We start from the raw sequence: 322 nt of genomic DNA on the forward strand, positions 1-322 counted from the left end.
CTGGTTCGAAGACCTCTACGATCACCCCGAACTCGACATCGCGCTGCGCGGCGGCGACCAGATCCTCGTGGAGGAGGACTCGCGCTCCTTCACAGCACTCGGCGCGACAGGCGGGCAGGCACAGGTGCCCTTCGAATCGCAGAACCTCTCGGCGCTGGAAGGCATCGCGCAGGTCGGCGGCCTGAACCCGCTCAGCGCCGATCCCACCGGCGTCTTCATCTTCCGCAACGAACCCGAGGAAGTGGCCGAACAGGTGCTGGGCCGGCAGGATCTGCTGGGCGCGCAGCGCATGGTCTATGTGCTCGACCTCACCCAGCCTAAC

At 66.5% G+C, this 322-nt stretch carries 1 pseudogene; it reads left to right on the forward strand.

The features are described 5' to 3' along the window. Positions 1–322: pseudogene (locus A3728_RS14030) on the forward strand (polysaccharide biosynthesis/export family protein); the annotation flags it as partial.

Origin of the sequence: Sulfitobacter sp. HI0040, from assembly GCF_001634885.1 — a bacterium.
Classification (GTDB): Bacteria; Pseudomonadota; Alphaproteobacteria; order Rhodobacterales; family Rhodobacteraceae; genus Sulfitobacter.